Origin of the sequence: Methylobacterium sp. J-088 (genome assembly GCF_022829295.1) — a bacterium.
In the GTDB taxonomy this organism is placed as follows: domain Bacteria; phylum Pseudomonadota; class Alphaproteobacteria; order Rhizobiales; family Beijerinckiaceae; genus Methylobacterium.
Map to the genome: position 1 here is coordinate 23,961 of NZ_JAKSYH010000256.1, position 6,172 is coordinate 30,132.

2 protein-coding genes are annotated in these 6,172 nt (G+C 66.2%); one reads left to right on the forward strand and one right to left on the reverse strand.

Features of this window, described 5'->3' with window-relative positions; genetic code table 11:
• Positions 1 to 38 precede the first annotated feature (38 nt).
• Positions 39 to 185 (reverse strand): hypothetical protein, encoded by a 147-nt coding sequence (locus MKK63_RS28095; RefSeq protein WP_244007327.1) that lies wholly within the window; start codon positions 183 to 185, stop codon positions 39 to 41.
• Positions 186 to 850: 665 nt separating this feature from the next.
• Here MKK63_RS28095 and MKK63_RS28100 point away from each other — a divergent pair.
• Positions 851 to 5,536: a hypothetical protein gene (locus tag MKK63_RS28100; protein ID WP_244007329.1), complete on the forward strand. Its 4,686-nt coding sequence runs from the start codon at positions 851 to 853 to the stop codon at positions 5,534 to 5,536.
• Positions 5,537 to 6,172 lie beyond the last annotated feature (636 nt).

Here is a 6,172-nt window from a genome sequence, read left to right on the forward strand (position 1 = left end):
AAAAAGTCCGCCCAATTTTCATCGGACGGACTGATATTTTAGGTTGCTTCAGCACAGAACTTTGGTGCTGAAAAGCGCATCATTGGGTCGGCTATCATCAACCAGCAGTTCGCTAACGCCACGTTCAGCAGCGGGTCGATGATGTTGGTAACTTTGATCACCGGGTTCATGGCGCTGTCAGCCATCTCATTACCGCGAGAAATGTGAAGACTGTCAAAGCATGCGCTCCATCATTGGGGCGGTACTTAAGTAATGAACCGCCCCTGAGCACTCCGAACGTCCGCTTTTCCGGTTTGAACGCTGGAAGCGGTCAGGCTGCTTTCGGCCACTTCCTGCCGTCCGGATCGCGCCATGAGCAGACCCTCGTGTTCGATCTCACGAAGGTCTGCTCACTGAACGAGATCAGACGCGTGTAGCGACGCGCCCGTCGGTCGTAACATTTTAATGACGAAGACTGTTTCGGTAGGTGCTTCAGAGCTTCGCTACCTGTGTGAGTCCAGCAATAAATGAACTTCCGCAGGTACAGCGGACCGTGAACTGCTCCGGACCAAGTGATTTGGGGGCGCAATCTATCTTCATAGCCGAAGGATCGAGTGCCGGAACTGGGAAACCCGCCGTTCATTAGTGAAAAATCAATAGATCTGAGGACCGTTCGTTTGCCGCTGAAGAACGTTCGGAGGTGCCGAAACCGCCTACATACCGTCCACGACAGTCCGGCCTATCGCGCGCCGCCGCTGTCCGTCTCTTACCGAAGGAACGAAGCCGGAACCCACGCATTTACCTGCCGGTCCTGATGCGTAGCCATTGACGGCATCGACAGATCGGGCCGACCGACACCTGTCCCGACTGCATGCCTGACGACGCCATTTCGCTTTCTGCCGCTGACGCCCAGAACTGCGATCGCCTCCCGTACGGGCGTCTGCGATCGATCCTCGCGGAACTTCCTCCAACCGGCGACCGCGGCTTCGAAGGCCTGATTGCCGCCGCTTGCACCCTACTCGCGGGCGTCCCATTCAGGCTCGTTGGTTCTGGACGTCAGTTCGGACGCGACGCTGAAGGAACAGTCTCCGGCGCGGCCGTCATGGTCGAGGCCAAACGCTACACGTCGCGCCTGCCCTTCGAGGCGCTCTCGGCCAAGCTGACCGAGGCGATCGAACGCTCGGGACGGGAGGTCGAAGTCTGGTGCGCGGCCGCGACCGTGCCGTTCGACGCCGCCTATGCCGGAGATCTCCGCCGGATGGGCGATCGGCACGGGACCACGGTGCTGGTGCTGGACTGGGCACAACCGCTACCGCCGCTGGCTGTGCTGCTTGCGGTCGCACGTGATGCCGTCCTCGAATGGTTCGGCCGGTACGACACGATATCCGCCCCGGTGGTCGCGTCCGAGATCGAGGCGGTCGCTGCAAGTGCGCTCTTCGGCGGCCAAGCCGACGCGATCCATGTAGAATTCCGCGCCGGCTCCCTGGGCCTCGCCTCGGCGCGCCGTGCCAATGCGGCTTGGTTAGCAGCGCACTTCCGCAGCGTCGGTCTCGCTTTGCAACGCTTCAATCAAGCGCTGGCCCCCCTGGACGCATCCATGCGGCCCGCGCCTTTCGCGCGCGCGCGCCTGGAAGGGCGGATCCGCGAGGCGATGCGCTGTTGGTCCCCCGAGCCGCGCGCGGTCGTGCTGACAGGCCCGGCGGGCCGCAGCGGTGGGCGTGGCGACGAGGGCAACGGCAAGTCGTGGGCAGCCGTGCGCGCGTGGCTCGAGTTCGAGGACGGCCCGGGACGTCCGCGACCGATGTTGCTCCTCATGACGTCCCACATGTGGCGCGCGGGCGACGAGACTCGCCCTTTGGAGCTGCTCTCGCGGTTGGCGGCGGAACAGACAGGCTCGCGCGGCGCCGGAGGCGAGGACCGATGGCGGGCACGGCTTGAGCGGTGGCTCGCCGTGCCGGAGGGGTCGACGGCGGATCGCAGCCCGGCGGTCGTAATCGTCCTCGACGGAGTGAACGAACGGACCCACCACCCCTGGCCGGCGCTGATCTCGGCGCTGCTGCGGGAGGCCGGCACGAAGGCTCTCGGCGTCGTCGTGACGACCCGGCGCGGCATCTACGAGAGGGATCTCGCGCCCCGTCTTCCGCGGGCGGCGGTCCTGGAGATCGGCGTCGAGGCGTTCTCAGACGAGGAACTCGACCACCTGCTGCTGCTGGCCGGAAAACGGCCGGAGTCCGTCTGTGAGCCGCTACGGGGCTTCCTGCGCAACCCGCGGATCCTTTCGGTCGGGCTCGACCTACTCGATCGGCTCGACCCCGACGAAGTCGGGACCGAGCGGTTGCTGTTCGAGTACTTGCGAAAGCGTCAGGAGGGGCGCGCATCGGCGGGCGGACACACGGCGGAACAGTTCGCGCAGGTCCTAGTCAACCATGCGCGCGAGATCCGCGAACGGCTGCTGAACCAGACAGTAACCCGGCAAGCCGTGACATTCGACGATAGGTCCATCCGCGAACGCCTCGGCGTTCCCGTCGATCAGGCGGCCCTTGCCGCGGATCTTGGGGACATCGTCGACAGCGGCTTCATCGAGATCGTCGACGGGGTCCGCCGGAGGTACATCCTGCGGGAGCACGGCAGAACGCTCGGCCTGGGCCTGCTGATCGCGGAGGAGCTAAAGGACGCGGCCGGTGCGGGAGAGACCGGTCTCGACCGGCTCCTTGAGACCATCGTCGATCCGATCCGCGCGATCGACGAGACCGCCCTTGTGCTCCTCGGCGCGCTGGACGTCGCACTCGCGGATCCAGGCATGGACGATGTCGTTGCCCGGGTCCTCCTGCATCGCATACTCATCCTTCAGAACCTGCCACCCGATCAGCGTGCGCGAATCTTCTCTGGGGTTTCCGAACACCCGGACGTCTACCTCGACGTCGCCGCCCAGCTATACGGGGAGCGCAGTGTCGCCGGCCGCCGCGAATGGATGAGGGACGCTCTGATCGCTGCGCGCGATCGGCCGGCGACGGCGGATGCGATCGACCGGACCGTCCGACGATGGCTTCGGGCCTGGCAACCGGTGCCGTCGCTTCCCGACACCCGGAATTACTCCGAGGAGCAAGCGCGCTTCGCGCGGGAACATCATAACGAAATGGCGGATCAGCACCGCGCCGGCATACAAACCCTGGCCGACGCGGAGCGCACTTTCGTCGATCGTGAATTGAATCCCCTCCCGCCCGGATATGCCCACCGCGTGGACGAACTGGCGATCGCCATCCTGGCGGGCCGGCCCCTTGCAGGCTACGCGGCTGATATTTTCGCATGGTGCGTGGCCACGTCCATAGGATGGGAGGCCGGTGGGTCGCACGACGCGATGAGATGGCTTCGCCTCCTCGCCCCGACCGACTGGGAGGAAGCCACCTCGGCCGTCGGCGCCGCCGTAGCTCCGTTCCGGACGGCGGCTCGCTCCGATGTCTTCGGGTGGGCGATGAGCTACGCCCTGTCGGGCAGCGGCGATCCGGAGCAATCGCGGGCGGCGGCCGACGTCCGCCCTCCCGCGGTTGCCGACACGAGGCCAGGCAGGTCCGATGTCTTGCCGGACGTCGATCCACTCGACCCTGCCGCGTCCGCCCCCGAGGGAGGGTTGGAGGCGACCGCTCATTTCTACAGGGAGGCGACGACTTCGCGGGAAGGGCATCCCCCGGGTGCGCTGTGGCGTGAGTCCAAGGCTCCGGCGAGCCGGGCGAGGCTGCTGCTCTGCCGGTTTGCACCGGATGCGGCGGCGGCCATCCACCGGGACTTTGCCGCCGGGTGTGCTGCGATCGCTGACGTCTCCCCCTCCGTGATCGCGCACTGGATCCTGCGGGACGTCGCGATTCTGAGACCAGTCGTGGAACCCGTCGCGGCGTGGATGACCGATCTGAGGGGGCGGCCCGATCTAGAGCCGGTGGAACGCGACGCCCCCACCGTCCTCCTGGCGGCGGTACTGCCGCATCTCGAAGCCGAGCGGCAGTACGACGCTCACGCCGGGCAACGCGACGACGCCAGCGACGCCTTCCAGCTCGGGGAACTTATGCGAGCGTTGCCTGCCGCAAAGGTCGAGGAGCGCCTCCGGAGCGACTTCGCCTCAGGCGAGCCTCGGCGGATGCGGCTGGCGCTGCTCGCGACCGCCGACGCCGGCAGTGCCGTTCCGGCGGTCCGGTCCCATGCGCTACAGGCGGCCGCGCACGACGACCAGCGCCTTCGCGCCGCAGCCTACCGCGCCATGGTTCGGGCGGGGACGCGGCAGGACGACGAGAAGTTCGCCGCCGCATGGCGCCGGCCGGTGCCGATCGTCGACGAGGCGCACATCAGAGCCGACCACTGGGGCTCCCTCTGGTTCAGGCGCGCCGGCCTAGATGCCGACGAGCCGTCTGCGCTCGCCAAGCTGACCCCCGCATTGCGGAGTTCGGCCTTGGAGCACTCGGGCGCGGCGACGCTCGAGGCGGCGGTCAACGATCTGCATCGGGTGCTGCGCGATACCAGTGCGGTCGGCGTGCTGCCGACCGGCATGAAGGTCGCCATCGTCCGGCCGGACGATCTACCGGCGCGCGATGAGAATTCGGGCAGTTGGCACCGCATCGACTTCGGCCCCGCCGATGGCTTCGACGTCGGGAGCGGCGCGCGCAGGCCGATGCGTAACATGAGGGACTTCTTCGCCCTCCATCGCGACCTCGCATCGTCCGGCCGCGAGATGTTGCTGCATCCTCCATCCAGCGAGGTCGTAGACCGTGCCGCCAGGGAGGCGCCTTCGGCGTTCGAACGGCTGCTCGCGCTGGCGGAGGAGGCGACGGCGACTGAAAGGGCGCCGGTCCTCGCCGTTCTGGCGCACGACGTCGCTCGCGCTGTTTCCTACGTCGATCCGAAGCGAGCTGCACGCCTTTTCGACGCCTACGGAGACGTCGCGCCGCTATTTCCCGAAGTGCTCCCGATCGGTCTCGTCCCGCGCACGTCGCTGCTACTATGGAGGAGTTCGGACGATCCAGCGATCGAGTCCATACGCCGTCGGCAATTGGATCGAGCGCCGAACGACCGAGCGATGGCCCGCCTGATCCTCGCCGCAGAAACTGCAAGGCGTCACGACTTGGTCGTCGCTTATGTAAAAGATCGCGCGACCGGGCGACATCCGCTCGACCTCGCCAGGGCCGTGACGGCCGCCGGGTTTGCCGTATCCGATCCAGCCCTGGACGATTTCTTCGACGACGAGCGCTTTCGACACGGCTTCTTACGCGACGCTGCGGCAAAGGCCGGACGCTGCTACGCCCGCGCATGCTGGGCCGCGCATTGGTATGGTGAGGCGGTCGCCGCAACCGACGGTCTCGGCGCGTGGCGGGCGCTGGAACTCGCGCTGGCGGCAGCCGACGCCCGCTGCGTGCTGTGGCTGGGAGGCTCGGGCCACCATCTCCACGGATGCCAGCGGTCGATGCTGGAGCACCGCTTCGCTACCGCATCCTACGACCGCGACCGCGACCGGAAGGGGACGTTGTACGGCAGAAGCGTCCCGCCTGACTGGATGGGCGTCGCTCCGTTGTGACCGGCAGTTCGGCGGAATCGAAGCGTCGCAGACTACAGCCATTGGGCCGACGGCCGTCGCACGCATCGCAACCAGGCCCCATCCGGGGCACGCTGCGCTCAAGTCCGTATCGACGCCGCTGGCTGACGTGATCTCGGCCGGCCAAGCTGATCGGGTGCGCGCGTCGAGCCTTGGGGGTCGAGCCAGAGACAGTGAGCCTTCCAGATCCGTCGACCTTATCGTCATGCCGTTGGAACGTCGGAGCTGCGTGCGAGGTCCGCCAGTTCCGCCACTAGTTACTCCTGCAAACACAGGAGCTTCGCACCTCGCTTCAGCACAAATTTCCGGCCGGTGTGACGCGTCCTGCGCGCCGTTTCTTCAGACCCATGAGAGCTATTAGACCGCCACGAAAATGGGCCTCGGCCCGGTCTAAAGCCTCGACAATGTCGGTCATGAGGCGACGATGGCAATATACTCCTGATATTAGGCCCGTCCATGAAATGTCTGCTTTAGGTACGATTTCGTTGAAAAACTCGTTCTCGTCCGAGATCGGAGCGTGAGCGGGATGAGCTCTCGTTCCCGAGCCGGGTGTCCCCTGCCGGTCAAGCCGGGCTCGGCTGCGGGACCGGGATGATCTTGGCGAGCTTCCTCAGGTTC